Genomic DNA, 25,809 nt, shown 5'->3' with positions numbered 1-25,809 from the left:
GTGCAATTACGGATCAGCGTAGACCGGAAAAACACATACGGCAACAATTTATCGACAAATTATCAATATCAATATTGATTAGCCTGCTAAAATGAGCCGCCAAGCTACTGTTAGATATACCAGTTCCCGGCGCCACCCCCTGTTTGAAACTTTTGCAAAACCAAATGCACCAGTCATACTGATAATTGCCAAGAATCAGAAAAATCCTTCCATTCTGGTCATTTTCGAGCACATCTAATCAACAGGGCCTGAGGCCGGAAATTCGCCAGATCGCAAAAAAACGCGAAAAAGTCATCGACAATTTATCGATAAAATGTCAGCATTGCGGAAAATACATACCCGCCCGCTCAACGCGGCAGCCAAATAGACAGAGGGATGATCATGACAGCCAAATGGGATTTCTGGATAGACCGTGGCGGCACCTTTACCGATATCGTTGCGCGCAAGCCCGACGGCACACTACAGGCCCACAAGGTCCTCTCTGAAAATCCGGAGGCCTACAAGGACGCCGCCATTCAGGGCATTCGCGACCTCATGGGCATCGGCAAGAACGAGCGCATTCCTTCAGAAAACATTGCAACCGTGAAAATGGGCACCACGGTTGCCACCAACGCGCTGCTTGAGCGCAAAGGCGACCGCACGCTGCTGCTCATCTCCCAAGGTTTCCGCGATGCGTTGGAAATCGGCTATCAGGCCCGCCCGGACATTTTCGCCAAGGAAATCATCAAGCCGGAACTCCTCTACGATCAGGTGATCGAGGCAGCAGAGCGTGTGCGCGCCGATGGCACCGTTGAAGTTGCGCCAGACCTTGCCGCGGTCGAAAAAGACCTGCGCGCCGCGTTCGACGACGGCATTCGTTCCATCGCCATCGTTCTCATGCATTCCTATGCATTCCCCGAGCACGAGAAGCAGTTTGCTGAAATCGCCAGGAAGGTCGGCTTTCCGCAAATCTCCGTTTCGCACGAAGTCTCCCCGCTGATGAAACTGGTGGGCCGCGGCGACACCACCGTGGTGGACGCTTATCTCTCGCCAATTCTGCGCCGCTATGTGGAGCAGGTCGCAGGCGAGCTGGACATCCAAAACTCGGACTGCCGCCTCATGTTCATGCAGTCCTCCGGCGGGCTCACCGACGCTTCCTTGTTTCAGGGCAAGGACGCCATTCTCTCCGGCCCGGCTGGCGGTGTTGTAGGCGCGGTGGAAACCTCCCGAATGGCGGGCTTTGAAAAGGTCATCGGCTTTGACATGGGCGGAACGTCCACCGACGTCTCCCACTTCGACGGGGAATACGAACGCGCCTTTGAAACCGAAGTGGCCGGTGTGCGCATGCGCGCGCCCATGATGATGATCCACACGGTGGCCGCAGGCGGCGGTTCCATTCTTCACTACAAGGATGGACGCTTTCAGGTCGGCCCGGATTCGGCTGGTGCCAACCCCGGCCCCAAGTGCTACCGACGCGGCGGCCCGCTGACCGTCACCGACGCCAACGTCATGACCGGCAAGCTCAAGGCCTCCTATTTCCCGAAGATCTTCGGTCCCGATCAGAACGAAGCGCTCGATGAAGACGCGGTTCGCGCCGCCTTTGCCGCCCTTGCCGAGGAGATCGACAATGGCCTTTCAGCCGAACAGGTAGCCGAAGGCTTCCAGAAGATCGCCGTTGAGAACATGGCCAACGCCATCAAGAAGATCTCCGTTCAGCGTGGCTATGACGTCACCGAGTACGCCCTCACCTGCTTTGGCGGCGCGGGCGGTCAGGCCGCCTGCCTTGTCGCCGACAGCCTTGGCATGAAGACGGTGATCGTTCACCCCCTTTCCGGCATTCTGTCCGCTTACGGCATGGGCCTTGCCGACATTCGTGCCACCCGTCAGAAGGCGGTCGTCAAGCCCCTTGAAACCGACCAGCTTGCCGCTCTCACCGCGCTCAAAGACGACCTTGCCGCAGACGCGCGCGCCGAGGTGGAAGGACAAGGCGTTGCCGCCGATGCAATCACCCTGCTGCCACGTGTCCACCTGCGCTACGATGGCACCGACACCCCCTTGCCTGTAGCCATGCTGGATGGCGACCGCGATGGCATGATTGCCGAGTTCACCGAAGCGCACAAAAAGCAGTTCGGCTTTGCCTATGAGAACAAGGGCATCGTCGTTGAGGCACTGGAAGTAGAGGCCGTCGGCGGCGGCGCGGGCCTCACCGAACCGGACCTCACCCTTGCCTCCAACTCTCCTGAACCTTCAGAGGCAACCCGCTTCTTCTCCGATGGCGATTGGCAGGCGGCCAATGTTTACAAACGCGACGCTCTCCTGCCCGGCATGACCATTTCCGGACCGGCGCTGATCATGGAACCCCACGCCACTGTGGTGGTGGAGCCGGGCTGGCAAGCTGCCATCAACGCCAAGGATCACATCATCCTCACCCGCGTTGTTCCGCTGCGCCAGGCGGAAGCCATCGGCACCACCGCCGATCCGGTCATGCTGGAGGTGTTCAACAACCTCTTCATGTCCATCGCCGAGCAGATGGGCGTGACCCTGCAAAACACCGCTTACTCCGTCAACATCAAGGAGCGACTGGATTTCTCCTGCGCCGTCTTCGACCAAAACGGCGCGCTTGTGGCCAACGCCCCGCACATGCCCGTACACCTTGGCTCCATGGACCGCTCAGTCGAGGCCGTGATCAAGCTCAACAACGGCCAGATCAAACCGGGTGACGTGTTCGCCCTCAACGCGCCCTATAATGGCGGCACCCACTTGCCGGACATCACCGTGGTCTCCCCAGTCTTTGATGAGAAAGGCAAGGAGATTCTGTTCTGGGCTGCCTCCCGTGGTCACCATGCTGATGTGGGCGGCTCCGCCCCCGGCTCCATGACCCCGCTTGCCACCAAGGTGGATGAAGAGGGCGTCCTCATCGACAACTTCAAGCTGGTCGATCAAGGCACGTTCCGGGAAGACGCGCTCGTTAAGCTCTTGACCGAACACCCTTATCCGGTGCGCAACGTGCACCAGAACGTGGCGGACCTGAAGGCACAGATCGCCGCCAACGAGAAGGGCGTTCAAGAGCTGCGCAAGATGACCACCCACTTCGGTCTTGAAACCGTTCAGGCCTATATGGGCCACGTTCAGGACAACGCCGAAGAAAGCGTGCGCCGCGTCATCGAGGCCCTGTCAGACAGCGCCTACGAGTACCCGACCGATCAGGGCGCAATCATCAAGGTCAAGATCACCGTCGACAAGGAAAAGCGTCAAGCCACCGTCGACTTTACCGGCACCAGCGCCATGAAGGAGAACAACTTCAACGCGCCCGAACCGGTGACCCGCGCCGCCGTGCTTTATTGCTTCCGCGTCATGGTGGAAGGTCACATCCCCATGAACGCAGGGTGCCTGCGCCCCATCAAAATCATCCTGCCGGAAGGCTGCATGCTGCGGCCGGTTTATCCCGCTGCCGTTGTCGCAGGCAACGTGGAGACCTCCCAGCACGTGACCAACGCGCTGTTTGCCGCTCTTGGCGCCATGGCCAACTCCCAAGGCTCCATGAACAACCTAACCTTCGGCAACGAGACCTATCAGTACTATGAGACCCTGTGTTCAGGCTCCCCGGCAGGTCCCGGCTTCAACGGTACGGATGGTGTTCATGTCCACATGACCAACTCCCGCCTGACGGATCCGGAAGTTCTGGAGTTCCGCTATCCGGTGCTGCTGGAAGACTTCCACATCCGCAAAGGGTCCGGCGGCAAGGGCAAGTGGCATGCAGGCGATGGCACCAAACGCACCATCCGCTTCCTGGACAAGATGGACTGCGCCATCCTCTCCTCGCACCGCACGATCGAGCCGAAAGGCATGGAAGGCGGCGAGAATGGTCAGATTGGCAGCACACAAGTCCGCCGCCTGAACGGCACCGTCGAAACGCTGAAGGGCTGTGACCAAACAGTGCTGGAAGCAGGCGAAGCCGTCACGGTCATCACCCCAACCAGCGGCGGCTGGGGCAAGGCCTAGCAACCATCGGCTCGACAGGACATGAATGCCCGGAGACACTCCGGGCATTCCCCTCCACCATCATCCTCTCTGCCATCATCCTCTATGCCGTCATCCCGGACAAGTAGAGCGCACAGCGAAACGCAGATCCGGGATCCAGCGCAAAAAGCACGAGCAATTGCGAGCCCAGAGCCATTATCCCTTGCGACCGAACGAACAGCCCATCCGGATCCCGCATCAAGTGCGGGATGACCTCCATCGGTTCGCTAGGTGAAAGCGGAGGCATACTCCAATCATGACCCTCCGGCCGCCGCCCCCTACACTATCAGGCGAGGCCCAAAGCCGCACGCAGGCCCGGCGTCAATTGCAACGCCAAGTAGCCCCCGTAACAGGCAAGGAAGAACAGACCTTCCCGGCGGCTCACCCGCCACCCGGTTATGCAGGCCACCGCCATGAGCCCAACGGTGCCCACCATCACCCAGATATCGAGCCCGGCAATCTCTGCAGGCACAGGAATTGGAACGACCAGCGCCGTAACCCCGCCAATGCCAAAGATATTGAAAATGTTGCTGCCAATCACGTTGCCAAAGGCGACATCGCCGTGTCCGCGCACAGCCGCAACAATCGATGTCACCAGTTCCGGCAAGGAGGTGCCAATGGCGACCAACGTCAGGCCGATCACCGCATCCGAAACACCAATGCGCTTTGCCACATCCACACTGGAGGAGACCAGCATATCCGCCCCAAAGACAATGCCGCCTACGCCAGCGAAGAAAAGAACCGCGCCCCAGCCAACAGAAAGCTGCGGCTCGGACAGCTCGTCCGCCTCAGCTTCATGCACCGCGCTGGCGGCTGTTTTCGCCCGCCGCTCCACCCAGAAACTGCAGATCGTATAGGCCAGCAACAGACCAACAAGCACCAAACCCGCAAGGCGAGACAAGGAGCCACTCAGCACAACAGCCAGCAAGACAAGACTGGCAAACGCCAGAACAGCCCCGTCGCGGCGGAACGCTTCCCTGTTGACCACCATGGGCATGATGAGCGCAGACGTGCCCAAAATGAGCAGCACATTGGTGATGTTGCTGCCCACGATGTTGCCAACAGCAACACCGGGGTAGCCGGCAAACGCGCCCTGAAGGCTGGCGACCAGTTCCGGCATGGAGGTGCCAAAGCCCACAAGCGTCAGGCCAATGAAGAGTTTTGAAACGCCAAGGCGGGTGGCCACAGCCACACTGCCGCGCACCAGTGCTTCACCGCCCACAAGCAGCAGCACCAGCCCCCCGACCAGTTGTAGAATAACCATTTTGCGAAGACTTTTTAAAAGCGCCTCTTGCGCTTGATGTTAAGACCGCAGCGAACATGGGGAAGGACTCAGGCGCTTACAAGAGATCACCGAATAATTGTGCCATCTAAAAAATTTACGGAACGCCCGAAGCACATCGGGCGCAGGCACAAAAAGCACCGCTATCGGCGTTCAAACACCATGGAGATCGGGCGATGGTCGCTTGTCATGGCATATTTGGGCCGCTGTCCGGTCACCCGGTGATGGACCTCGTGCTCCACCTTGCCGCCCCCACGCTTGGCCTTGAAGGCGAAGGGCACCACCCTCGGATTGCCGGTAAAGCTCTGCGTGAAGAGAATGTGGTCCAGCAAGATATGTGGGTTCCGACCAGGGTCGAGCTTGTCTTGAAAATGGACTGACCAGCGCTCGTCCTCTTCCACATCGAACAAGGCATGGTTCAAGAAACGCCGGGCGAAAAACACATCGCCCTGCAGGGCGCCCAACAGGTCGTGATACATGAAGCGCTGCTCGATCCGCTCCTTGCCCGGTCCATCGTTCAGGTCCCCGGTAATGATGATGGGGGCACTCGCATCCGCCTCAAAACGCTGCTCAATGTAGTGGCGTACATCAGCGCACTCGGTGGAGATCTTGGTGCGGTCCTTGATCAGCTCTGCTACCAGCTTGGGGCGATCTTCAAAGAAGGCGGCGTCATTCACATCCCCTTCAATGGCCGTGCCGGTGTGCTTGCTCTTCAGGTGCAGACCGATCACCTCGCAAAAGTGACCATCAACCTCCAAGAGCAGCACCTGTGGGTGGCGCCAGTAGCTGTGCTGGTTCTCAACGTCGAAGTGCAGTTCATCCTCTACAAGACGCGGATAGGAGATGGCCCATTTGCCCTCTTTATGCGCACCGCCAGAGTTGGCCTCAGTCATTTGTTGCCAAGCATCAATATGCAGCAAACGGCCGGAGATGGGCGTGCCCTGCTTGATCAGGAACCAGATCCACTGCCGCCCAAAGGGGCCTTCAGCCCCCTTCATGCCGTAGGCGTTGGCATCTTCTGTTCCCCGCACCACCAGCGTATAGTCCGGCGCCACCTTGTCAAAAAACGCGTGTGCCCGCGCTTCGCCATTTGGCCCCTCGCAGATTTGCAGCACATCCGCATCAATTTCCGCGATCTCTTCGCGGATCGCGTCAAGCCGCACCAAGGCTTTTCGCTTGACACTTTCGTCTTCGGAAACAACCGCGTCTAACAACTTGTCGGCATTCTCAATGTTCCAGCTGGTCAGTTTGAAGCTTTGCATCACTCCCCCCATCTGCCATCTAGCCTTACACTAGGACCAGCAAATGACGCTTCCCTGACATCCCTGCCCTCAAAATTTCAGGGAGCTCGGCGGGCGGCACGCGCAGCTCAAAGCGCAACAACCCAGGCCTTTGTCTGGCAGGGCGCAACGGCGCGGCACAACCAGCCTGCCACCACACTCGGCAGAAACTCAGACCAAGAGGCCGCTTGTGAAAGCGGTGTGTGCATGCCACAAATGCGGATCAATCCTCCCTAGAACTTTGAAAAATAAAGTATCGCCATGCGCCTCTGGTTTCGCCTCGTCCTCTTCTTCCTCCTCACGCCGTTTCGTCCGCGGTTGAAGTCCGGCACGGACCTTTCCACCCTGAACTACCGCGTTCACCTGTCAGACATCGACACCAATGTGCATCTCAACAACGGCCAGTACCTCACCTTCATGGATCTGGGCCGCCTCGACCTCATGGTGCGTACCGGCCTTTGGAAAGCGGTCATGCGTCACAAGTGGATGCCAGTGGTCTCAGGGGCCAAGATCAGGTTTCGCAAGGAAATCCGGCTGTTCGAGCCATTCACGCTGGAAAGCCGCATCGTGTACTGGAATGAGGAAACCAGCGTCATCGAGCAGCGGTTTCGGTTCCGCAGCGGCCCCAAGAAAGGCATTCTGGCGGCTAGTGCTTTGGTGCGCGTCGGTCTTTACGACCGCGACGCCCGCAAGTTTGTGCCCATGGCGCAGCTCATGGAGGAAATCGGCATGAACGAACAATCCCCAAGCTTGCAGCCCCACATTGAAGCCTTCTTGAATGCGGAAGGTGAATTACGTACCTATGACAGACAGGAAGCCACCGAACCCATGAAAGCGGCGTAATCAGCGCCGCATCCAAAAGCCAATCTGAGTGATGCCGAGCGAGCCCCTTCTTTATTCTTTCCGCCGCTGCCCTTATGCCATGCGCGCCCGTTTGGCGCTGGTTGCCAGCAACACCACCTGCCAGCTGCGCGAAATCGTTCTGCGGGACAAACCTGCCCACATGTTGGAGATTTCGCCAAAAGGAACTGTACCCGTCATACAACTGGCAGACGGCACGGTGATCGAGGAAAGCCTCGACATCATGCTGTGGGCGCTGCGCCGCAACGACCCGCAGGGCTGGTTGACGCCGGAGGAAGGGGCGCTGGACGAAATGCTGGCCCTGATTGTGGAGATGGACGGCCCGTTCAAGCACCACCTGGACCGCTACAAATATGCAACCCGCTATGAAGGCGCAGATCCAGACACTCATTATGCCGCTGCCATTCAGGAGCTTGGCAAGCTGGAACAGCGGCTGGAAGCAAGCAGCTACCTGTTTGGCGGCAGACCAGCGCTGGCCGATCAAGCCTTGTTCCCGTTCGTGCGCCAGTTCTGCAACGCTGACAAGGAGCGGTTCACCATCTCCGCCCCCAAGCGGGTGCAACAGTGGCTGGAAGATCGCATGGGCACCCCGGAATTTGCACAGGTCTTCGGCACCAAGTGGAAGCCATGGAAGCCTGAGGACCCGATCACCTACTTCCCCGCCGGTTGAGGACCGGATGCCGGGCCGCGCTCACTCTGTGGCCCGCGCCTTTTGCACCAGCGTGATCAGGGTTGATTTTACCTCATCAGCTGAAAGCGGCTCATCAAACCAATATCGGACCACACGCTCGCCAAGCGCCAGATCCATGCCGGAAGGGTCGATGCCGGCAAGTCGCCATGGCCCTTCCGCCTGCCCGCAGAGCCGAGTGGCATAAAGACCCACCGCATCCCGATGGTCCTCGTTCATGTGGCGGGTTGCAGCGGCATCCTGCTCGCCAAAACCCTCCAGGATGGTGGTGTCCTCCAGAAGATCCTCCGCACCCAGCTCATACGCCTTTCCAAAACCACCATTCAGCGCAGAACCTTCGACTTTCATGCAAAAGAATGCAAAATCAGCGAAGTCCACATACAGCTCGGCTTTGGGGTGCCGCAAAAGGTAGCGCGCCCGCAGCAAATGATGCAGCTCGCTGCCACGATCCACTTGGGCAAAGCTCCCGGACACACTGATGCGCGGATGGGCCAATGGATCGCCCTTGCCCGGTTCGCCAAGCAGTAATGCCCCCACCGGATTGGCAGAAAGGTTCTGCGTGTGAGCGGACAAGGTGGAGGTCAGAATGTAAGGCGCACCGCCTACATCTGCGCAGACGCCAACGCGACTTATCCCCGGAGCACCAGAGGCCTTGTCCAACAAGGAAAGCGCACCAAACCGGGCAGTGCGCACCAGCGTTTGCGCCAACCGCCGGGCTTCATCATCGGTCTCGCGGATTACCTCAGTCTTTTTCGTCATGGCGCTTTGACTCCCCGTCCCCAGCAGATAAACCCGAATACAATACTCATATATAAAGCAGCAAGCCAATCTTCATGATTCTGACCGCATTAACAAAAAAGATCAGCAATACATCTGAATTAACCCATTGAAATAATTTGTCTTTAGACCTCACATCAAACATGAATGGAATATGAACGCCCCTCTCAGGGATGGTTAAGCGGCACTTTGATTAATTGGGTCTCAACAGAAACGAGTTCGGTTTGAACGGAGAGCCCAATGAAAATCGCAGGTCGCATCCTTTCCATCGTATTGGCAGGCAGCCTGATGGTACCAACTATAGCTCAAGCAGGGCAGTATCAGCGTACCGTTTACAAGAGCACCTATCAGGAAGAAATCATCAAGGTTGGTGGTCGTCACCACGGCCGTCACTACGGTCGCCATCATGGCCGCAAGCACGTGCACCATCACCACCACCATCACAAGCGCAAGGGCATTAGCGGCGGTGAAGCACTGGCCATTGGCGTGATTGGTCTGGCCGCAGGCGCAATCATCGCAGGGGCCGCCAACCAGCCCCGCCATGTTGCACCTCCGCCGGCATATCATCCACCACAGCCAGTATACCGCGCACCGGTGCACACTTATCGCCCGCAGCCTTGGACTTCCGAATGGTATTCCTATTGCGCATCCAAGTACCGCAGCTTCAACCCCAGCACCGGTACCTTTACAGCTTACTCAGGGGCAACCCGCTTCTGCCAGTAAGCTTCAGTTCCTGACCTTCTGCAAACTTGCCCCGCACTCCCCCGGCGGGGCCTTTTTGCATTCAATAAACCTGCAGTCCCGTATCCCCGATTCTTCACAAAACGTAAAAATTCCCCTGAGATAATTCAGGGAGCGCTTTCAAATTTGCAAAATTGCGACACCCTGCCGCATTCTTCGGTCAACCTTGAGAAATCGAGCTAGACGAAAGCCCACTAACCTTTTGATTAATGGCGATTTCGCACCGCTGTTTAGAATTAAAACAATCCAATCTCACCGGTTTGTTTCGTCGGGCTACGGCACAGTTTTCTGCTTTTTTAGTCTCACCTGTAATATTTTTGCTTTGCCCTCTCCGCATTGTCACATAGAGTTCACGGACAAACAGCCGATGGGAGGCAAAAACGTGAGCGTCAGTCAGAGCATCAACATCGCCGCTATTTCTCTCACTTTCCTGTTTCTGGGAGCCATCATCCTGGGAATTGTGTGATCGAGTAAAGCCCTTGTAAATGCTCAAGGCTTCATAGCCTGAGGCACTCGTTTGAAACAAAAAAGGCGGCCCACTTGGGACCGCCTTTTTTTGTTTGCTTTGTGCCAGAGCGGCTTAGGCAACAGCCTTGATAGCTGCTTCAGCCGCAGAGACAGCCTCATCACCCTTGGTCATCAGACCGTCCGCCGCAATGAACTCAACATCTGTGATGCCGATGAAGCCAAGGAACTGGCGGATGTAAGGGCTGTTGTAATCAAAGCCAGAGCCCAATGGCACACCACCAGAGGCGACCAGAACGTATGCCTTCTTGCCTTTCAAGAGGCCTTCTGGGCCAGCTTCTGTGTAGCGGAAGGTCACGCCAGCGCGGGCAACCAGATCGATCCATGCCTTGAGCGTGGCAGGAACCGAGAAGTTGTAGATTGGGGAGCCGATGACAATCACATCAGCAGCCTGCAACTCAGCTACCAGCTTGTCGGAAAGCGCCAAACGGGCCTTTTGCTCTTCAGAGCGCTGCTCGGGAGCCGTGTAGTTCGCCCCTACCCATGTTTCGTCGATGAACTCGAGTGGTTGGTTCAAGTCACGCACCACTACTTCAGCACCGCCATTTTTCCCGGAAAGAGTTTCGATCAACTGCTTGGAAAGCTTGCGAGTAACAGAACCAGCAGTCTGTGCAGAAGACTCTACAGAGAGGATTTTCAGTGTGTCAGCCATTGTTTTCTCTCGCCTGTCCAAGGCGTCCCTTGTTCGTTTCGAGAGTTAACATACGCACAAATTTCAGAATGATTAGAGCAGTTATTGTGAACAGTGCATTCAGCAACTGAGTAAAAGTTGCTAGACAAACAAAGAGGGCGGCCCCGCAGGACCACCCTCTTGATGCTGTTGAATATGAGGCCAAAAACGGCGCTATTCTGCGGCTTCTCGCCGTGCTGGAATGTAGTTCAGGATCGGCGCAAGCCAGCGCTCGGCGGTTTCCAGATCCCAGCCTTTGCGCCGCGCATAGTCGACTACCTGATCCTCTTCGATCTTGCCAACACCAAAATAATGGCTCTCCGGATGGGAAAAATAGAGGCCCGACACCGCAGAGCCCGGCCACATGGCAAAGCTCTCAGTCAGCGTGATCCCGGTTTGGTTCGTGGCATCGAGCAGCTTGAACAGCGTCTCCTTCTCGGTGTGGTCTGGTTGAGCAGGATAGCCCGGCGCAGGACGAATGCCATCATACTTCTCGCCAATCAGCTCTTCATTGCTCAGCGCCTCATCAGGAGCGTAGCCCCAGAACTCGGTCCGCACCATCTGGTGCATCTTCTCGGCGAAAGCTTCGGCAAGGCGGTCCGCCAGCGCTTGGCTGAGGATCTTGTTGTAGTCGTCCCCTTGTGAGGCGTAATACTCGGCCAGCTTTTCTTCGCCGTGGCCAGAGGTCACCGCAAACCCGCCAATATAATCGTCGATACCCAGCTCGGCCGGCGCGATGAAGTCGGCAAGCGCCAAATTCTTGCGGTCGGAGCTGGTCCGAGACATCTGCTGGCGGATGGTGAAGAAGCGTGACAGCTCCTTCTCGCGGCTCTCGTCTTCATAGACGATGATATCGTCACCCTCACGGCTGCACGGCCAAAAACCTACCACACCATTGGCCTGCAACAGCTTTTTCTCCACGATCTCCTTGAGCATCTCCTGAGCATCGTTGTAGAGCGCCTGGGCCGCCGGACCGTATCGATCATCAGTCAAGACCGAGGGATAGGTGCCCTTGATCTCCCATGTCATGAAGAATGGCGTCCAGTCGATGTACGGGACCAGTTCTTCCAGTGGGAAGTTCTCGATGGTCTTGGTGCCAAGGAACGACGGCTTCACCGGACGGTGGTTTTCAAAAGTCGGCTTGTAGGCGTTTGCCTGAGCTTCAGCCAGCGTGGTGCGCGCCTTCTGGTTCCGCGAGCGCGCATGTCCATCGGCGATCTTCTCATACTCTTCGCGGATCTCCGTGTAATATGGATCCCGCTGTCCCTCTGCCATCAGGCGCGAGGCCACACCAACGGCACGGCCTGCATCAGTCACATAGATCGCCTGACCGCGATTGTAATTTGGATGGATCTTCACCGCCGTATGAACACGCGACGTGGTCGCGCCGCCAATAAGCAACGGCATATCAAGGCCTTCACGCTCCATTTCGCTGGCCACATGGCACATCTCATCCAAGGAAGGCGTGATCAGGCCGGACAAACCGATAATGTCCACCTTATGCTCCTTGGCCTTCTCGATGATCTTTGAGGTCGGCACCATCACACCTAGGTCGATCACTTCGAAGTTGTTACACTGCAGCACCACACCGACGATATTTTTGCCGATGTCATGCACATCGCCCTTCACAGTTGCCATGAGAATTTTGCCATTGGCCGATTTCTCATCGAGGCCAAGCAGCCGCTTTTCCTCTTCAAGGAACGGCATAAGATGGGCAACAGCGGCCTTCATCACACGGGCGGATTTCACCACCTGCGGCAGGAACATCTTGCCCGCGCCGAACAGATCACCCACAACGTTCATGCCGTCCATCAACGGACCTTCAATCACGTGCAGTGGGCGCTTGGCATTCAACCGCGCTTCCTCGGTGTCTTCGACAATGTAATCGGTGATGCCGTGAACCAACGAGTGCTCGAGCCGCTTTTCCACGGGGCCTTCACGCCAAGTCAGGTCGACTTCGCGCTTCTTGCCGCCACTGCCTTTGAACGTGTCGGCCACTTCCAGCAGGCGATCCGTGGAATCGTCGCGGCGGTTCAACACCACATCTTCGCAGAGTTCACGCAGCTGCCCCGGCAGGTTGTCGTAAACAGCCAGCTGACCAGCGTTCACAATGCCCATGTCCATACCAACCTGAATGGCGTGGTACAGGAACACGGAGTGCATGGCCTCACGGACAGGCTCATTGCCGCGGAACGAGAAAGACAGGTTGGACACGCCGCCAGAGATGTGCGCGTGCGGCAGGTTCTCAGAGATCCATTTGGTCGCGTTGATAAAGTCGTTGCCGTAGTTGTTGTGCTCCTCAATACCTGTGGCAACCGCAAAGATGTTCGGGTCAAAGATGATGTCTTCCGGCGGGAAGTCCAGCTTCTCTACGAGCGTGTCATAGCTGCGCTTACAAATCTCGATCTTTCGCTCAAAGGTATCGGCCTGCCCGGTCTCATCAAAGGCCATGATCACCACAGCCGCACCGTAACGCCGGACCAACTGGGCATGTTCAAGGAAGGCTTCTTCCCCCTCTTTGAGGGAGATGGAGTTCACCACCGGCTTGCCCTGAACACATTTCAAGCCCGCCTCAATCACGGTCCACTTGGAGCTGTCGATCATGATCGGCACGCGGGCGATATCCGGTTCCGCCGCCAGCAGGTTGAGGAAGGTAACCATCGCCTCCTCACTATCGAGCAGGCCTTCATCCATATTGATGTCGATGATCTGCGCGCCGTTTTCCACCTGGCTGCGCGCAACATCCAAAGCGGTCGCGTAATCCCCATTCTTGATGAGCTTGCGGAACCGGGCTGAACCGGTCACGTTGGTGCGCTCACCTACGTTGACGAAGTTCACTTCCTTGGTCAGCGTGAAGGGCTCGAGGCCCGAGAGGCGCATCAAGCGATCAACTTCCGGCACTGTGCGCGGGGCAATGTCCTTCACCGCCTCATACACCGCATTGATGTGCGCAGGTGTGGTCCCGCAGCACCCCCCCACCACGTTGATCAAGCCGGATTCAGCCCACTCCTTGAGCAAGCTCGCCATGTATTCCGGGCTTTCATCATACTCGCCAAACTCGTTCGGCAGGCCCGCGTTCGGGTAGGCGCACACCAGAGTGTCCGCAACACGGGAGATTTCACTCACGTGAGCGCGCATCTCCTTGGCGCCCAGCGCACAGTTCAAGCCCACGGTAAACGGACGGGCGTGACGAATGGAGTTCCAGAATGCTTCCGGGGTCTGACCAGAGAGTGTACGTCCGGAAAGGTCGGTGATTGTTCCGGACACCATCACAGGCAGCGCCACGCCCTTCTCTTCAAAGACCTCATCGATGGCAAACAGCGCCGCCTTGGCGTTCAATGTGTCGAAGATCGTCTCGACAAGAATGAGATCGCAGCCGCCATCCATCAGGCCGCGCACCGCCTCCGCATAGGCAATACGCAGCTCATCGAAGGTCACCCCACGAAAACCAGGGTTGTTCACGTCTGGCGAGATCGAGGCCGTCCGGTTGGTCGGACCAAGGCCGCCTGCGACGAAGCGCGGGCGAGAAGGGTCAATGGCCAGCATCTGCTCGCAAGCTTCTTTTGCAAGCCGCGCCCCTTCTTTGTTGAGTTCATAAACGAACTCTTCCATGCCGTAGTCGGCCTGCGCGATGCTGGTGGAGGAAAACGTGTTGGTTTCAACAATGTCCGCACCAGCTTCCAGGTACTGGAAGTGAATCTTGCGGATGGCATCCGGCTGGGTGAGGACCAACATGTCGTTGTTCCCCTGCAGCGGCATGTGCCACTGCTTGAACCGTTCCCCGCGATAGCCGTCTTCATCCAGCTTCAAGGCCTGAATCATGGTTCCCATCGCGCCATCAAGAACCAGAATACGTTCTTTGGCAGCGTCACTCAGTGTCTTGAACACATCGGATTTTTTGGGACTGGCGGAAATGCTCATTCTATCTGCTTTTCTGGTTTCTTCGTAATATCAGGCCGCGGCAAACGCAGTAGATTGGGACGATTGGGTTGCATCACGCAAACCCAGCATATGGCAAATGGCGTAGACAAGATCTGCCTTGTTCATGGTGTAGAAGTGGAACTCACTAACACCATGATCGACCAAATCAAGCACCTGCTCGGCAGCTACAGCCGCCGCCACCAGCTCTCGGGTCTTGGGATCATCATCCAAGCCCTCAAAGCGGCGGGCCAGCCATTGCGGAACAGACGCACCTGTCTTGGATGCAAAGCCGGAAATACCCTTGAAGCTCGTCACCGGCACAATGCCCGGCACGATTGGAATGTCGATACCTGCTGCACGCACACGGTCTACATACCGAAGGTAATCGTCGTTGTTGAAGAAGAATTGGGTCATGGCGCGCGTGGCACCCGCATCCACTTTGGCTTTCAAGACATCCATCTCCACCTCCCAGCTGGGACTTTCCGGATGTCGTTCCGGATAAGCCGAAACCGAGACTTCAAAATCACCGATGCGCTTGATGCTGGCGACCAGATCAGCCGTGTTCTGATACCCTTCAGGATGGGGCACATACTTCTCACCCACACCTGCTGCCGGGTCCCCGCGCAAGGCCACGATGTGGCGCACACCCGCATCCCAATAGGCGCGGATGACCTCATCCACGTCTGCCTTGGTGGCGTCCACGCAAGTCAGGTGCGCTGCCGGTTTCAGGTTGGTCTCTTGCACAAGCCGCTCAACAGTGGAGTGCGTGCGCTCACGGGTAGAGCCGCCAGCACCATAGGTCACCGAGACAAAGTCAGGCTGCAAAGGGGCAAGACGCTCAATGGAGTTCCAGAGAGTCTGCTCCATCTTTTCCGATTTAGGCGGAAAAAACTCAAAGGATACGGCGATATCTGAGGCGCCATTCAATCTATAGCGGCGGCCCGGATCAAGATCAGCCATTGTTACGCAAGCTCCTGGGTAGGGTCGGCTACGGGAAGGTCCGTTGCAATGCGTCGGTCCTGCGCCAGCCAAAGGGTTACTGTCAGTTGTTCGGACTTGCCTTCTTCGGGGCAAAGGTCCTGCTGTTTCACAAGGTCGAGGTTGGCATCATCCAACCAGCGCGCCACCTGCTCATGGGAAAAACCGAGACGGCGGTGCGCGTGTTTTTCGCGAAGAAACTCAAGATCGTGCGGCGCAAAGTCCACGAGGAGCAAGCGCCCACCGGGGCGCAACGTGCGAGCAGCCTCTGTGATTGCCCGGGACGGCTCTTCCAGATAATGCAAAACCTGATGGATCACAGCCACATCGGTTGAACGTGGCGGGATTGGCAGCGCATAGATGTCCCCCTGCCGCACCTGAGCGTTGTTGACGCCAGCCTTGGCAAGGTTGGCGCGGGCAACAGAAAGCATGCTCTGGCTGGCATCGATGCCAATACCACGGCTGTACTGATCCTGAAAAAGGTCCAGCAGGCGGCCAGTCCCTGTGCCCAGATCTAGAAAACTGTCGAAAGGCTTCGAACCAACCGCCTTGCGCATCGCAGCTTCAACAGCAGCGTCAGGCACATGAAGATTGCGCTCCTGATCCCAGCTGTCAGCGCGTGATGCGAAGTAGGCCGCAGCCTCCTCAGCCTTGGCCCGGCGCAGCGCCTCAAGGCGCTCTCGATCAGCCGCGAGGACCGGATCATCAGGATCGGCATGGGAGAGGATCGTGCGAGCAACCGCTGCACTGCCGCTATCTCCCAGACGGTAGTATACCCACGCGCCCTCTGGATAACGCTGGATAATGCCCGCCTCCGAAAGAAGTTTGAGGTGCCGAGAGATGCGAGGCTGACTTTGGCCGAGAATGCTGGTCACATCCTTAACCGTCAGCTCCCCTTCCTTGAGCAGGGCAAGCAGCCGTATACGGGTGGTCTCACCGGAAGCCCGCAGGCAAGCCACCAGCTCATCCACTCCAGCTCTACGATTGTTGTTGGGGCGTACGCTCTCAATCACCGCTTCAACCTGTCCCTTACACTCACTGGATAAGTTGATATAAAGATATCTTTATACGTGCAAGGAAAAAGTTACTCCAAGTGCGCTACCGCTGTAAAAAATCGTTTCTGTGTTGCACCCGCTCCGGCTACAGCGAAAAAAAGCGCGGGACCAACGGCCCCGCGCCATTATTCACGCATGAGATTGATGTCAGCGGTCATCTCCACCGGCAGCTTGTTTCAACTGCTGCTCTTCAACCGCAGGCAAAACCGCGCCGGCGATCGCCCGCTTCTGCTCTTCGGTGAGCTCCCGTGTCTGATCTTCATCGGACAAACGAACTTTCACCTCCCGGTGGGCAAAATGAATGCCCTCTTGGGCGAAGATGTCGCGAATTCCGGCATAGACCACCTTGCGCAACTCGAACTGGTCACCCGGCTTGGTCATGAACTTCACGCGCACAATCATGGCTGAATCTTCCAGCGCCGTTACGCCCTGTGACTTTACCGGTTGCAGGAACTTCGGCCCATAGTCCGGGTGCTCCAGCAGGCTCTGACCAAACTTCTTGATCAGCTTGCGCACTTTTTCAACGTCCGTATCGTAGGTCACACGGAACGCCAGTTTCATCATGGCCCAATCGCGGGAGAAGTTCTTTACAAACTGAATCTCTCCAAACGGCACGGTGTTAAGCGGCCCGTTGTGGTGACGCAGCTGCATGGACCGGATCGATATCTTCTCGACGGTGCCCTTCACTTCGCCAATGTCAATGTACTCCCCCTTACGGAACGCATCATCAATGAGGAAGAAGGCGCCTGAGAAGATGTCTCGGATCAACGTTTGAGCACCAAAACCAACGGCCAGACCAACCACACCAGCACCGGCGAACAGTGGAGCAATGTTGACACCCAGCTCCGACAGAACCACCATCACAGAAATCACCACGATGGTAATCAGCAGGAAGTTGCGGAAGATCGGCAACAGGGTTGCAATTCGGCTTTCACCCGCGCCCCCCACTTCACTCTCGCCCGGCTCATTGCCGTTGCCACCGCCCTCTTTTTCCATCTGCGTGTCGATGAGCAAGGCCACTGCCCGATAGGACATGTAGCCAAGAAACATGACCATAAAGATTTCAAAGAAACTGCCGATAAACGTATCATCTTGAACAATGGAGACGCCCCAGCGTGCAAACAGCCAACCAAAGCCAATAAGCACGATCAGAATCAGGGCACCGTGGTCGACCAAATCACGATAAGGCTCGCGGGCGTGTTCTTGTTCCATGGCTGTAGCTCGCGCCTGTGCCCTCAACTCATCGGCATCCACTTGCTCGCCCTTGGCCGCAGCCTCCTCCTCCATGGCAACGACCAGTCTGTCGACCGCCTCTGGTCTGTCGCGTCGGGGCAACAAGACCCGGTCATTCAACAGGATCAGCAATCCATAGGCCAGCATCGCAACGAGTGCTGCCTCAATAGGCGCAATCACCAGTCCGAGCTGCGACGGCAACTCCAGAACAACCCGGTGCATGGAACTTAAAAACGCAAAAGCAAAATAGACCAAAGCCGGAATGTGCCAGAAACGGCCAAGCATCATGCGCCATTTAGCCGGGTTCTCGTGCCCGGAAGCCTCTCCGCTGATTGCACGCCCAATCGCTTGTCGGAACATCAACGCGACGACACTCAAAAGAACAGCGGCCAGCAAGGCGGTCAGTATGAGGGCTGCCTTGTGCGCGGCTGTGGCAACACCAATCTGGCCCAACCACATGCAAACGCTCAATGCAACCGCCGTAACCAGCACCGCAGCCATGAAGGATCGATAAAGCCCTTTGGCCACATGATCTTCAATGGGCACCATACGATAGCCCGAATAACGGGGCGCGAGCACGCTGTACGCAACGATGTTAATGCCCCGGAACAACAGATAACCCAGCAAAATGGTCATGGCTGTCATACGCGTCGCCGGGTGACCATTGGACAGAGCAAGAATGATGACGCCAGAGACAACAGCGTTTGTCAGCACGGCGAGCGACATCATTATTGCCCGTGTCAGAAGAAAGCCGATCTTCTCCGTTCGCGCGTCTGGGCTTTTGGAATAAAGGTCTAGAAAGTTCAGCTTGCCCCACCGCTGCAGGGAATTGCCAACAAAGTACCCGACAATGATGGCCGCCAACGCAATGCCGATCGCCCAGTAGATCCAACCGGTCCGACCATCGGGGTTCACCCGCATGATTGCGCTTGCGACTTGCTGCGGAGCGTCTCTCAGCTCAAGCAAAAGGCCCCGAAACTCTTCTTCAAAGGCGTAGGCGGCTTCCATCGAAAGCTCCTCCGCATGCTGCATGGAAGAGCTCACAGATTGACTTTCCGAGGCCGCTGTGGCTGGCGCTGATGTGCTGGCCTCTGTTTGTTCCTGCTGTTTGTTGAGCAATAGGTTGAGCTGCGCTGAACTCGGGGAGACCGCCAGAAACAAGAGTGCGAACAAGAAAGCAAAAGCGAGAACAACAGAGCGCGAAAATGAACAACGCTCATTGCGCAGGGCGAAACCATCTCTCCCAGAACGCAAACAGAATAAGGACACGACTTCCTCCCGGTAACAACTCAGGCAACTAGAAATACCAAAATACACCTATGCAGTTTCTTTACTACTAAAATAAGAAACCGCATTAAGCGTATTGATGCTGCTCAGAACCAGAAAGATAAAGCGCGTCTTTAATCCAGTTTTCGTTCTCCCCAAATACTGAACATGCGTGTTGCCTCTTTCAAGGACAACTGCTGGAACAACTCCAGCGCATGTTCGCGCTTGACCTTGGAGAGGCGGTAGCGCCAAGGGCCAATGGCAAGAAGCGCACGAACTGTCATGAGTGACAATCCAATTGATTTGGAGGCAATGATGAAGGGTTCAGTATCCGGGCGAACCATCCAATGCCGGGCTTCTTCCGCGCCCAAACGGGCAAGAACTGAAAACGCTGCCACAGCTTCAGGAAAACGGTCTTCCTCTGCGAACTGGCGTAGCTGCTGCTCTCCCAGACGCCCCTCCCGGGCGATGGCATAGACCTTACCTTCTGCAGTTTCGAAGTCATACCGCCCCAGCCAGAACTCGTTGCTGAGCTTGCTTGCTGCCACGTTAGCGGCCTGCGACAACCGCCCTGCTTCTTCCATGCGGCCTTTTTGCAGAAGCTGGATCTTCACCTCTTCACTGGCAACTTCGATCAACTGCTGGATCTGGCTTTCGACAAGATCCTCCCGATTTCCCAAGGCTTGCTGCAAAAGCTCGTCACTCTCCGCGTCCCCAATGAGATCGTCCACACTGTCATGACTGAGCTGGGCTCCCGCATTGGCAGCGACTGTGCGTTTGACCGGAGTGTCGCCCTTGGAAACAAGAATGCTGGTCACGCTTTCGGGCAGAATGGACCGCTGCGCAATCGCCAATCGGTGATCATTGGTGGCCTTGTTCGCAATGTTTTGCAGATCAAGATCTCGAAGAACCGTTGAAGACTTCAGGATTGGGGCAGCGACCTCAATATGGTCCTCTGCCAGCAACCGAATTGTTTGTTCTGGCGCACGGCGCAACTCCGCCAGACACTCTGACAAATAAGCGCGGGCTTGCTGCTCAATCATCGAAGAGAGCCGCACCATCACATCGTCATAGATAGCAATCTGCTCATCAGAGCACCGCTCTGATGTTCGTGAGAACAAAAACGCCACGTGCCGTGCAAGCTCGCTGCGACGCTTTTCATCCTTCTCAGCCGCCAGGGCGTCGAAATCAACTAAGTTCGATTTAGTCATGACTGACATGTACGAAGCACCATCTCTCACAAATTTTCTTAAAATTATCACGCGCGCCTGAAGAAAAAATATCTCAGCGGATTATGTTTTGAATAAATTGCAGTTTTGAACCAAAGCTTTTTGTTAGTGTTAAAAAGCTCTTAATATGAGAGGCTTACCAGCTCCCCATCAGCACACCAACCATCCCGCGCACTTAGCGCCAGACGAGGATTTCCCTTGCGTTCCACCATGATAGGAACGGTGTACTCTGCTTAGCAGACAACTTTTAGCCGGCATTGGACCGCCTCAACTAGTGGCACACTTTTCCATGAGGGCGAGAGGTCTCAACTCTGGCCATTGCCGATCCAAAATCTTCTCGATAAGAAAGAGCATCCTTTCATCGATATCTTCATAAGCTATACTGATTAAATGATTACACTCAAACAACTCCGTTACTTTTGGCATCTGTCACAGACTCAGCACTTTGGGCAAGCAGCTGAGGCCGCCGCCATCTCCCAACCCGCTCTGTCCATGCAAATCCGCGACATGGAAACCACGCTGGGCCTCACGCTGGTAGAACGCTCCTCAAAAACCTGCGCTCTCACACCCGAGGGTAAGGTTGTCGCTCGGCGCGCAGCAGAGATACTCAGTCAGATCAAAGACCTGGAGGACTACGCACAACAGGCTCAAAACGCCTATGGCGGTGCCATTCATCTGGGCATCATTCCTTCGCTTGCGCCCTACATGCTCCCCTCCATTCTGCCTGCAATCGCAGACGAGCTTCCCGACCTTGAGTTGCGGCTTCGCGAAACCATGACCGACACTCTGGTTGAGGAACTCAAGAACTCAGAGCTGGACGCTGTCATTCTTGCGCTACCCATCGATGATCCGGAGCTTGAACAAAGGCCGTTGTTCATTGACCGGTTCCTACTCGCCACTCAGAACGCGCCGGATCTCGACGAGCGGCGGCGCATCAAACCGATCGCGCTCGATTTCGACAGGATGCTGTTGTTGGAGGAAGGACATTGCCTTCGCGCTCAAACCCTAGACTTCTGCGGGAACTGGTCTCCAAAATTTGGCGATGGCCTGGGCGCCACCAGCCTCGCAACCATCATGCAAATGGTTGCCAATGGATACGGAGTCACCATTTTGCCGGAGATTTGCATCCCAGCCGAAGTCAATGATGAGCGAGTCGCTCTGTTGCGGTTTGAGGAGCCACAACCCTCTCGGCAAGTTGGCCTGATCTGGCGAAAGTCGTCTCCCCGCGCAGCCCTTTTCGAACAGCTTCAACGGATCATTCGCAGCAAGTACGACGAAAAAATTCTTGACGAAAATTAATTTACACTTGAAATAGCGGCTATGGGATTTTGCTGATCGGGCGAAAGTGTTGTACCAATTCTCGCCATCTTTAAATTGAAAAGCCAATTAAACACTCGGCCCGCAGCGGAGCGGACCTGAAAGCTCTAGTTTAGATGTTGCCTTCAAACACCACCGAAAAGCTTAGTTCTTCTGCGCTAAACGCACCTCCGCGGGAAATGGAAGTGTTGTTTGACACGATGGACCGGCTGAATCGCGGCGTGGTGTTGCTGGAAGCCGACGCCACCATTACGGCAGTCAACGCAACGGCAACGAATCTGCTGACAAACGCCAACTACTTTCGGCTGTTCTTGGGCAAAGTGGAGCTGGTCGAACAAGCTGCACAAAAACAGCTTCTGGCCGCACTGGCCAAGGCAACTGAACAAGAGGGCAGCAACGAAGCCAGCGAATTTGTCATTCGCCGCGAAACTGAGTTTCTACGCCCGCTTCATATTGAGGTTGTCGGCGCACGCCAGCGTGATGAAAGCGCAGGCCGCATCCTTATGTTCATCACCGATTTGGAGGCCGATTGGTCAGTCAAGATCCTGAGGGCCGCGCGGATCTTCTATCTGACCGAGCGAGAGGCTTCCGTGTTGGAGCATTTGTCAGGCACGGAAACAGAACAGCAGATTGCCGAAACGCTGAGCATCACACACAACACACTGCGCACCCACCGCAAGAACATCTACGCGAAGTTGAACGTGAACAGCCGCCTAGAACTGGCGATCCTGTTATCCCGCCTCACCTGATCCACGGATCGGCCGCACCCGGTAAGTACACCGTCGTGCCCCCGAGACAATGTGCTCTTCTCGCACAACAGAGCATTCCGGACCTAGCATCTCACGAAAAATGTCCAGCTCTGAGCGACAGAACTCCTGACATTTGGCCGCCGCCGCACAGATGGAACAATGGTTCTCTATGAGCAGGTAGCTCCCATCCCCCACCGGCGCCACTTCAGCCATGTAGCCTTCGCGGCTGCGCTGATCTGCCAACACATTAAGGCGGTCGGGCAACCCCTCCACACCATCAAGTGCCTGAGAATACTGGGCGCGGGCCGTATTTTCCCGGCGCTCAATCAGCTTCTCAATACCGCTGTCGCCATAAATTTCACGAATGCCATCCAGCATTTCGACCATCAGGTTGCTGTGATTGTCTGGAAACTGGCTATTGCCTTTATCTGACAAGGACCACACCCGCTTGGGCCGCCCTACAGATCCTTTGATATCCTCAAAGGCCACCAGCCCATCCTCCGAAAGCCCGTCAAGGTGCTGTCGGATGGCAACTGTGGTCACACCAAGACCCTTCGCGAGCTCCGCAGAGGTTTGCGGACCACGAGACTTCAGCGCATATAGGAGGCGGCTTTTCGTGCGTTCATTCATAGCTCCTTATATATAATGCAAAACGTCAATTTGGAAATATAATACTTTTCAAAATATCACCTGCAGCAATCACAAAAATCCACTCATCTCATGCATTGCCAAAAAAGCGCCGACTAAAACAACACCCTCCTGATGATCTCACTGCATTCCGAAGGGTAATTTCCTGTGATTATCCCCAGACTGCTTTTTATAACCATGTAAAACTTACTGAATACGGCGACCAGTAGCCCTTCAAATCTTTAGGGTAGACACACAATCAAGAGGTCAACAAACAACAAATTACTATAATGCAAACCCAAGCAAGTTTTACTAAATTATCAGAGAGCAGAAATGACAAGAGTCGCCGAAAGGTCCCGCAGCGTTTATAGCGTGGCGCAGCAACTGCCGTGGCTGCATGACTGGGAGTTCATGGCCACCGCTTTGCAGACTCTCGAGTTGTTCTATGAAAAGCCTGTGCGCTTTATCTGCTTTTCTACCTGGCGGATTCTGGCACCAGATCAGTCCATGATCACCGCAAGGGCCCCGCTGGTCTGGCTACGAGATACGCTCGACACCAGGCAGGGAGCCGTCAAACTCTCCCGTGCAAGCCTGCCGAATGATCGCATTGAGGCGGCAGCCGCGATTAGCTTTGATGATGAAATTATCGGCGCCCTTGTCATGCTGCCGGCAGAAGACGGCCTCGCCCTTGACGACAAGCCCTTGGCCTATTTGGGCAGGCTCGCAGAGGCCATATCCGCCAACCTGTCCGGCCTCGGCTCAACTAACCAGATTGAGCCCCGAAAGCCGCAGCCGAGTTTCACACTCGGCACCCCACGCAAGGGGGTGATGCCTGCATCGCTCGGCAGTGCAAAAACAACCGCTCCATGCGATCGAGACCGCCAGCAATTCCCTTTTGAGGACCACCCCTGCCCCACCCTTTTGGTGTGGACGGATGAGTTGCAGATTTCTCAGATCAACCGGGCTGCCCGCCGCCTTTTCAAGGAAGAAGGCATTAGCGCACGCGGCGAGACCCTCGCCCAGATCTACGAAATCGAAAGCGGTGACCAGCTGAGTGACAAGTTCGACGAACTCACAAGCCACTGCACCTGCCAGCTAGGGGCGACCTTGAAGGTGCGCGGCCCGTCCACCGCGGAGCATGAGCTGCGCGTATCTCGCACGCGCAATGGCTCGGAGGACGCGTGGCTGATCTCAATCATGGACGTGACCTCGCAGCTGCAACAGCAAGCAGAGGTTCGGCAATTGGCCGTCACCGACAAGCTGACCGGATTGCACAACCGCCTCGCGTTTGACAAACGCGTAGAGCGCGCTTTTACGCGAGCAGCTGAACAGTCTCATGAGATAGGCCTGCTGATGGTAGATATGGACCACCTCAAGCTGGTCAACGACACCATGGGTCACGAGTTTGGCGATGCACTCTTGAAGGAAGTCGCAAACCGCTTGAAAAGACTCGAAGACAACGGCCATCTGGTGGCCCGCCTCGGCGGGGATGAGTTCGCAGTGCTACTGGAGCCCATCACTTGCGCCGAACTGCAGCAGACCATCAAGGACCTGCCGGAACTCATTAAAGCGCCCGTCAAGCTGGGAGACCAGCTCATTCACCCAAGCGTCAGCATTGGTGCCGCTTGTTATCCGCGCCATGCAGATAACGCCAAGGATCTGATCCGTTTCGCCGATGTTGCCCTCTATTCCGCCAAGAACAAGGGGCGCAATTGCACCAAGCTGTTCTCAGAGGGCATGCAACAAAGGCTCGACCGCTCGGCCACCATCGCGGAGCGGGCCCGAGGTGCCGTGGAAACGCGTCGCATCGAACTGGCTTACAGCCCCATCATTGACCTGCAGACCAATGAGATCAGGCATCTGGCCGCTCAGCCCTGCCTTCCCAAGCTGGGCGGACGACAAAGCCGCGAAGGGGGACTTTACGACAGCCTGAGTGACTACGGTCTGATTGCAGACCTTCATGCATTGGCGTTGGAGCAAACCATCACGGACATCAAGCGTCTGGATTCCGATCAATTCCCGTTCGAGAACGTCACTGTCACCACACCACTTCAGGCTCTTTTCCGGTCCAGTTTTCTTAGCACACTCGTTGAACTGACAGACCATGCAGGTATTGCCCGCGAGCGCATCACCATTGAGATCAACGAAAGCAAGATCACGCCGCGCAACCACATGGGTGTGGTTCAGCGCCTTCAAGACGTCAGTCAAATGGGCTTTGGCATTTGCCTCAGCCATTTTGGCTCCGGCATCGCCTCCCTGTCCTATCTTAGCAAGCTTAACCTGCGGTTCTTGAAGATGGATGCCCAAGTCATCGAGCAGCTTTCCAGCCAGCGCAATGGCCGGTTGCTACTTGCCTCTGGCTTTGGCGTTGCCCGAAACCTGAATCTGTCCATTGTCGCAACGAACCTGCGCAGCGACGTTCAGGAATGGACATTTGACCAACTAGGCGGCATGCTCGGCCAGCGCGGTGGAAGTGCTCATGCGGTATCATTGGGGCACTTGCTGAACCTGTGCCCCCAATGGAATATTAATGGGGCGGCTGCACCTTCGATCGCGCAAGGAACTGGCACGCACTGACGACACGCCCATTGGCGCAGAGCACGGGCATGAA

General features: G+C 56.3%; 17 protein-coding genes. 7 read left to right on the top strand and 10 right to left on the bottom strand.

Annotated features, from left to right (window positions below):
* Positions 1-381 precede the first annotated feature (381 nt).
* Positions 382-3,981 carry a hydantoinase B/oxoprolinase family protein gene (locus PUV47_RS10250; RefSeq protein ID WP_274218464.1) on the top strand — a complete coding sequence of 1,200 codons (3,600 nt, stop codon included), beginning with the start codon at positions 382-384 and terminating at the stop codon, positions 3,979-3,981.
* A 304-nt stretch (positions 3,982-4,285) separates the two neighbouring features.
* Here the strand turns inward: PUV47_RS10250 and PUV47_RS10245 are convergent, their stop codons facing one another.
* Together PUV47_RS10245 and PUV47_RS10240 are read right to left on the bottom strand one after the other, a co-directional pair.
* Positions 4,286-5,263: a calcium/sodium antiporter gene (locus PUV47_RS10245; protein ID WP_274218463.1), complete on the bottom strand. Its 978-nt coding sequence runs from the start codon at positions 5,261-5,263 to the stop codon at positions 4,286-4,288.
* Positions 5,264-5,424: 161 nt separating this feature from the next.
* Entirely contained in the window at positions 5,425-6,543 is a 1,119-nt protein-coding gene (locus tag PUV47_RS10240) for an endonuclease/exonuclease/phosphatase (RefSeq protein ID WP_274218462.1), read from the bottom strand.
* 279 nt (positions 6,544-6,822) lie between these two features.
* Here PUV47_RS10240 and PUV47_RS10235 point away from each other — a divergent pair, with 279 nt between their 5' ends.
* Both PUV47_RS10235 and PUV47_RS10230 read left to right on the top strand, forming a co-directional pair.
* Positions 6,823-7,404: a thioesterase family protein gene (locus PUV47_RS10235; protein ID WP_274218461.1), complete on the top strand. Its 582-nt coding sequence runs from the start codon at positions 6,823-6,825 to the stop codon at positions 7,402-7,404.
* A gap of 31 nt (positions 7,405-7,435) precedes the next feature.
* Positions 7,436-8,092 (top strand): glutathione S-transferase, encoded by a 657-nt coding sequence (locus PUV47_RS10230; protein ID WP_274218460.1) that lies wholly within the window; start codon positions 7,436-7,438, stop codon positions 8,090-8,092.
* Between the two features lie 21 nt (positions 8,093-8,113).
* Here the strand turns inward: PUV47_RS10230 and PUV47_RS10225 are convergent, their stop codons facing one another.
* Positions 8,114-8,869, bottom strand: coding sequence for a HugZ family protein (locus PUV47_RS10225; RefSeq protein ID WP_274218459.1), 756 nt, complete (start codon positions 8,867-8,869; stop codon positions 8,114-8,116).
* 258 nt (positions 8,870-9,127) lie between these two features.
* On the opposite strand from PUV47_RS10225, the gene PUV47_RS10220 reads away from it, so the two are divergent.
* Positions 9,128-9,610: a BA14K family protein gene (locus tag PUV47_RS10220; RefSeq protein WP_274218458.1), complete on the top strand. Its 483-nt coding sequence runs from the start codon at positions 9,128-9,130 to the stop codon at positions 9,608-9,610.
* A gap of 598 nt (positions 9,611-10,208) precedes the next feature.
* Here the strand turns inward: PUV47_RS10220 and PUV47_RS10215 are convergent.
* The 6 genes from PUV47_RS10215 to PUV47_RS10190 form a co-directional block, all read right to left on the bottom strand.
* A complete protein-coding gene (locus PUV47_RS10215) occupies positions 10,209-10,805 on the bottom strand; it encodes an FMN-dependent NADH-azoreductase (RefSeq protein WP_274218457.1) in 597 nt (198 codons plus the stop codon).
* A 192-nt stretch (positions 10,806-10,997) separates the two neighbouring features.
* Positions 10,998-14,744 (bottom strand): methionine synthase, encoded by a 3,747-nt coding sequence (gene metH / locus PUV47_RS10210; protein WP_274218456.1) that lies wholly within the window; start codon positions 14,742-14,744, stop codon positions 10,998-11,000.
* Positions 14,745-14,774: 30 nt separating this feature from the next.
* Positions 14,775-15,704, bottom strand: a complete 930-nt coding sequence (gene metF / locus PUV47_RS10205) for a methylenetetrahydrofolate reductase [NAD(P)H] (RefSeq protein ID WP_274218455.1) — start codon at positions 15,702-15,704, stop codon at positions 14,775-14,777.
* A gap of 2 nt (positions 15,705-15,706) precedes the next feature.
* Positions 15,707-16,735, bottom strand: coding sequence for an ArsR/SmtB family transcription factor (locus PUV47_RS10200; RefSeq protein WP_425313750.1), 1,029 nt, complete (start codon positions 16,733-16,735; stop codon positions 15,707-15,709).
* Positions 16,736-16,924: 189 nt separating this feature from the next.
* Positions 16,925-19,042 (bottom strand): mechanosensitive ion channel family protein, encoded by a 2,118-nt coding sequence (locus PUV47_RS10195; RefSeq protein WP_274218454.1) that lies wholly within the window; start codon positions 19,040-19,042, stop codon positions 16,925-16,927.
* A 368-nt stretch (positions 19,043-19,410) separates the two neighbouring features.
* Positions 19,411-20,496, bottom strand: coding sequence for a DUF2336 domain-containing protein (locus PUV47_RS10190; RefSeq protein ID WP_274218453.1), 1,086 nt, complete (start codon positions 20,494-20,496; stop codon positions 19,411-19,413).
* A gap of 399 nt (positions 20,497-20,895) precedes the next feature.
* Between PUV47_RS10190 and PUV47_RS10185 the strand changes: the two genes are divergently transcribed.
* Both PUV47_RS10185 and PUV47_RS10180 read left to right on the top strand, forming a co-directional pair.
* Positions 20,896-21,804, top strand: coding sequence for a hydrogen peroxide-inducible genes activator (locus tag PUV47_RS10185; RefSeq protein WP_274218452.1), 909 nt, complete (start codon positions 20,896-20,898; stop codon positions 21,802-21,804).
* A 203-nt stretch (positions 21,805-22,007) separates the two neighbouring features.
* Positions 22,008-22,571 (top strand): response regulator transcription factor, encoded by a 564-nt coding sequence (locus PUV47_RS10180; protein ID WP_274218451.1) that lies wholly within the window; start codon positions 22,008-22,010, stop codon positions 22,569-22,571.
* Here the strand turns inward: PUV47_RS10180 and PUV47_RS10175 are convergent.
* Positions 22,554-23,201, bottom strand: a complete 648-nt coding sequence (locus tag PUV47_RS10175) for a helix-turn-helix transcriptional regulator (protein WP_274218450.1) — start codon at positions 23,199-23,201, stop codon at positions 22,554-22,556. The two genes, PUV47_RS10180 and PUV47_RS10175, sit on opposite strands and share 18 nt — an antisense overlap.
* Positions 23,202-23,531: 330 nt before the next feature.
* On the opposite strand from PUV47_RS10175, the gene PUV47_RS10170 reads away from it, so the two are divergent.
* A complete protein-coding gene (locus PUV47_RS10170) occupies positions 23,532-25,775 on the top strand; it encodes a diguanylate cyclase domain-containing protein (protein WP_274218449.1) in 2,244 nt (747 codons plus the stop codon).
* Positions 25,776-25,809 lie beyond the last annotated feature (34 nt).

It is taken from the genome of Pseudovibrio exalbescens (assembly GCF_028737195.1).
GTDB classification, from domain to species: Bacteria; Pseudomonadota; Alphaproteobacteria; order Rhizobiales; family Stappiaceae; genus Pseudovibrio; species Pseudovibrio zosterae.
This window is presented reverse-complemented; position numbering and strand designations above follow the sequence as displayed.

What these genes read in the sequence shown, in the direction of transcription:
- PUV47_RS10250 (WP_274218464.1), top strand. Translation starts at nt 382, where the DNA reads ATGACAGCCAAATGGGATTTCTGGATAGACCGTGGCGGCACCTTTACC.
- PUV47_RS10245 (WP_274218463.1), bottom strand. Translation starts at nt 5,263, where the DNA reads ATGGTTATTCTACAACTGGTCGGGGGGCTGGTGCTGCTGCTTGTGGGC.
- PUV47_RS10240 (WP_274218462.1), bottom strand. Translation starts at nt 6,543, where the DNA reads ATGCAAAGCTTCAAACTGACCAGCTGGAACATTGAGAATGCCGACAAG.
- PUV47_RS10235 (WP_274218461.1), top strand. Translation starts at nt 6,823, where the DNA reads ATGCGCCTCTGGTTTCGCCTCGTCCTCTTCTTCCTCCTCACGCCGTTT.
- PUV47_RS10230 (WP_274218460.1), top strand. Translation starts at nt 7,436, where the DNA reads ATGCCGAGCGAGCCCCTTCTTTATTCTTTCCGCCGCTGCCCTTATGCC.
- PUV47_RS10225 (WP_274218459.1), bottom strand. Translation starts at nt 8,869, where the DNA reads ATGACGAAAAAGACTGAGGTAATCCGCGAGACCGATGATGAAGCCCGG.
- PUV47_RS10220 (WP_274218458.1), top strand. Translation starts at nt 9,128, where the DNA reads ATGAAAATCGCAGGTCGCATCCTTTCCATCGTATTGGCAGGCAGCCTG.
- PUV47_RS10215 (WP_274218457.1), bottom strand. Translation starts at nt 10,805, where the DNA reads ATGGCTGACACACTGAAAATCCTCTCTGTAGAGTCTTCTGCACAGACT.
- metH (WP_274218456.1), bottom strand. Translation starts at nt 14,744, where the DNA reads ATGAGCATTTCCGCCAGTCCCAAAAAATCCGATGTGTTCAAGACACTG.
- metF (WP_274218455.1), bottom strand. Translation starts at nt 15,704, where the DNA reads ATGGCTGATCTTGATCCGGGCCGCCGCTATAGATTGAATGGCGCCTCA.
- PUV47_RS10195 (WP_274218454.1), bottom strand. Translation starts at nt 19,042, where the DNA reads ATGCAGCATGCGGAGGAGCTTTCGATGGAAGCCGCCTACGCCTTTGAA.
- PUV47_RS10190 (WP_274218453.1), bottom strand. Translation starts at nt 20,496, where the DNA reads ATGTCAGTCATGACTAAATCGAACTTAGTTGATTTCGACGCCCTGGCG.
- PUV47_RS10185 (WP_274218452.1), top strand. Translation starts at nt 20,896, where the DNA reads ATGATTACACTCAAACAACTCCGTTACTTTTGGCATCTGTCACAGACT.
- PUV47_RS10175 (WP_274218450.1), bottom strand. Translation starts at nt 23,201, where the DNA reads ATGAATGAACGCACGAAAAGCCGCCTCCTATATGCGCTGAAGTCTCGT.
- PUV47_RS10170 (WP_274218449.1), top strand. Translation starts at nt 23,532, where the DNA reads ATGACAAGAGTCGCCGAAAGGTCCCGCAGCGTTTATAGCGTGGCGCAG.